This window comes from Streptococcus sp. KR (assembly GCF_002238115.1).
Taxonomy (GTDB): domain Bacteria; phylum Bacillota; class Bacilli; order Lactobacillales; family Streptococcaceae; genus Streptococcus.
Map to the genome: position 1 here is coordinate 1 of NZ_NGVM01000256.1, position 277 is coordinate 277.

The 277-nt window shown below is 39.7% G+C and carries 1 protein-coding gene; it reads left to right on the forward strand.

The window, feature by feature from the left end; translation table 11 throughout:
* Nucleotides 1-277 (forward strand): CRISPR-associated endonuclease Cas9 REC1/REC2 domain-containing protein (locus CBI42_RS11835; protein WP_142294158.1); only part of this gene is annotated, 277 nt, incomplete at both ends.

Sequence of the window (277 nt, forward strand, 5' to 3'; positions counted from 1 at the left end):
GACCCCGATCTTCAAGATGACTTTGAAAAGATGATAGAATGGTCGACTATTTTTGAAGACAAAAAGATTTTACGAGCAAAACTGGATGAGGTTGCATGGTTGTCAGATACGCAAAAGAATGAGTTCAAAGAAATCCGGTACCAAGGATGGGGACGCCTTTCCAAGAAACTTCTTACAGGTATTGTTGACGGAAATGGTCAACGGATCATTGATGAGTTGTGGAATACCAATAAGAACTTTATGCAGATTCAATCCGATGATTCTTTCGCCAAACGAA